The sequence below is a fragment of the Intrasporangium sp. genome (assembly GCF_036566125.1).
Classification (GTDB): domain Bacteria; phylum Actinomycetota; class Actinomycetes; order Actinomycetales; family Dermatophilaceae; genus Intrasporangium.
In genome coordinates this window covers 1-2,640 of record NZ_DATCWX010000333.1, presented here as the reverse complement: position 1 = coordinate 2,640, position 2,640 = coordinate 1, and the positions used below count along the sequence as shown (strand labels likewise).

The 2,640-nt window shown below is 71.1% G+C and carries 3 protein-coding genes; 2 read left to right on the top strand and 1 reads right to left on the bottom strand.

The features are described from left to right. The coding region (locus VIR15_RS20025) for a chromosome segregation SMC family protein (protein ID WP_331931046.1) at positions 1–1,164 on the bottom strand (1,164 nt) is incomplete at its 3' end. A gap of 146 nt (positions 1,165–1,310) precedes the next feature. Here VIR15_RS20025 and VIR15_RS20020 point away from each other — a divergent pair. Further along, entirely contained in the window at positions 1,311–1,919 is a 609-nt protein-coding gene (locus VIR15_RS20020) for a VOC family protein (protein WP_331931044.1), read from the top strand. A gap of 4 nt (positions 1,920–1,923) precedes the next feature. Then, the gene (locus VIR15_RS20015) at positions 1,924–2,553 is read left to right on the top strand and encodes an MSMEG_1061 family FMN-dependent PPOX-type flavoprotein (protein WP_331931042.1); all 630 of its coding nucleotides are present in this window, start codon (positions 1,924–1,926) and stop codon (positions 2,551–2,553) included. The last annotated feature ends 87 nt before the right edge of the window (positions 2,554–2,640 follow it).

Here is a 2,640-nt window from a genome sequence, read left to right as displayed (position 1 = left end):
GGCGGCGGCACGCGCCGCCCGGGCGAGCCGCGAGGTCTCCTCGGCATGGTTGCGCTCGGCCTCGGTGCGGGCGAGGACCGCCTCCTCGAGGGCCGCCCTGACCTCGTCGATCTCGGCACGCAGGATCTCCTCCTGCTCGCGGACCTCGGCGGCCTGCGCGCGCAGCTGCTCCGGGTCGCGGGTCGACCGGCCGGCCTCCTCGCCCTCGCCATCGTCCTCGCTGAGGAGGCGCACGCGTTCCGATGCGAGCGAAAGAGTCGACGCCATCCGCTCGACGAGGCGGCTGGCGGACACGTACTGTTCCTGCGCAACCGCCAACGCGGGCCGCGCGTCCTCGGCGGCGGCCTCGAGCCCGGCCAGGCGCTGTGCGAGGCCGGCCATGGCCTCCTCGACCTCGGTGCGCCGCTGGATGAGTGCCGTCTCGTCGGCCACCTCCTGCTCGAGCGTCGACGTGAGCTGGACGAGGTCGTCGGCGATCAACCGCAGCCGGGCATCGCGGGCCTCGGTCTGGATCACCGCTGCCTTGCGAGCCGTCTCCGCCTGGCGCCCGAGCGGGCCCAGCTGGCGCCGGATCTCACCGGTGAGGTCCTGCACCCGGGTGAGGTTGGCCTCCATCGTCTCGAGCTTGCGCAGCGCGCGTTCCTTGCGCTTGCGGTGCTTGAGGACGCCGGCCGCCTCCTCGATGAAGCCCCGACGCTCCTCTGGAGTGGCCCGAAGCACCGTGTCGAGCTGACCCTGGCCGACGATGACGTGCATCTCCCGGCCGATGCCGCTGTCGGACAGCAGCTCCTGGATGTCGAGCAGGCGGCAGGGGGTGCCGTTGATCGCGTAGTCCGAGCCACCGTTGCGGAACATCGTCCGCGAGATCGTCACCTCGGTGTAGTCGATGGGCAGCGCGCCGTCGGTGTTGTCGATCGTCAGGGCCACCTCGGCCCGCCCGAGCGGTGCGCGCCCCGTCGTGCCGGCGAAGATGACGTCCTCCATCTTGCCGCCGCGCAGCGACTTGGCGCCCTGCTCCCCCATCACCCAGGCGAGCGCGTCGACGACGTTGGACTTGCCGGAGCCGTTCGGGCCGACGATGCACGTGATGCCGGGCTCGAGCCGCAGGTGGGTCGCCGACGCGAAGGACTTGAAGCCCTTCAGGGTGAGGCTCTTGACGTACACGACCCGATGATTCCTTCGTCCGACTGCGATGCCACCCGCGCGCTCCACCTGCACGAGATCCCGGTCAGACTACAAGCCGGGCCGAGCGGAACCGGGGACCTCGCGCACGACCGAGCTCAGGGGCATACGGCCGTATGGTGGCGTGCGTGAGCACGCTCGACCATCTCGTCGTCGCTGCCGCGGACCTCGAGGAGGGCGCGCGGTGGGTGGCGGAACGGCTCGGGGTGGGCCTGGAAGCGGGCGGCCGGCACGCCGTCTTCGGCACCCACAACCGGCTGGTCTCGCTCGGGCCGGACTGCTACCTCGAGGTCATCGCGGTGGACCCAGACGCACCGTCGCTGGACCGTCCCCGGTGGTTCGAGCTGGACACGGCCGCGATGCGGGAGCGCCTGGCCGATGGACCTGCGCTCGCCCACTGGGTGGTGCGCGTCGACTCCGTCGACGAGATCGCCGACCCGCTCGAGCTGAGTCGCGGGGACCACCGCTGGGTCATAGGAGTGCCACCAGATGGTCGTATGCCGCTGAGCGGGCTTGCGCCGTCGCGCATCCTCTGGCGTACTCCCCCTCCGTCGACGCTCCTGCCGGACAAAGGGATTCGCCTGCGTCAGCTGGAGCTGGCGACTCGTGAACCCACCGTCGTGACGGCGGTGGTGGCGGGAGTCAGGGGTCCGATCGTGGTGATGGAGGGGCCGCCCGGCCTCTCCGCGACCTTTGACACCCCGACCGGGCCGGTGGAGGTGGAGCACCTACAGTGATCGAGTGAACGACCTCCACACGATCACGTCCATCGAGCAACTCCTCGAGGTGTACCCCAACGAACCTGCGGCGACCTCGATCAGCAAGGAGTCGCCCGTCCTCACGCCGTCCTACGCCGCCTTCGTCAATGCCGCACCTTTCTGCGTCGTCGCGACGGTGGGCCAGGGCGGCCTCGACCAGTCGCCCCGCGGCGACGCCGCCGGGTTCGTCCGGGTCCGGGACGAGCGGACGATCGTCATCCCCGACCGGCGCGGCAACAACCGGCTCGACACCCTCCGCAATCTCGTTGCCGACCCGCGTGTCGGGCTGCTCTTCCTCGTGCCGGGCGTCGGCCACGAGTTGCGGGTGCGGGGGACGGCGATCGTGTCGACCGACCTCGATGAGCTGGGGCGACACGAGGTACGCGGCGTGCTGCCGGCCTCGGTCGTCGTGGTGACCGTCGAGCGGGTCTACTTCCAGTGCGCCCGGGCGATCAAGCGGTCGCGCCTGTGGGAAACCGGCGCCTGGCCAGACCCCGCGACGGTGCCGACCGCCGGCGAGATGACCCTCGAGGCGGGTGGCTTCGGGTCGCAGCAGGAGGCCCGAGACTACGACGCGGCCCTCGACGAGCGCCAGAACGCCACCCTCTACTGATCGGCGAGCCGTTCGCACCCCACCACCCCGCAGCAGCCACCCCCCGCAACACACCCGCTTGTCGACTGCCTACCCCGGCTGCAGTCG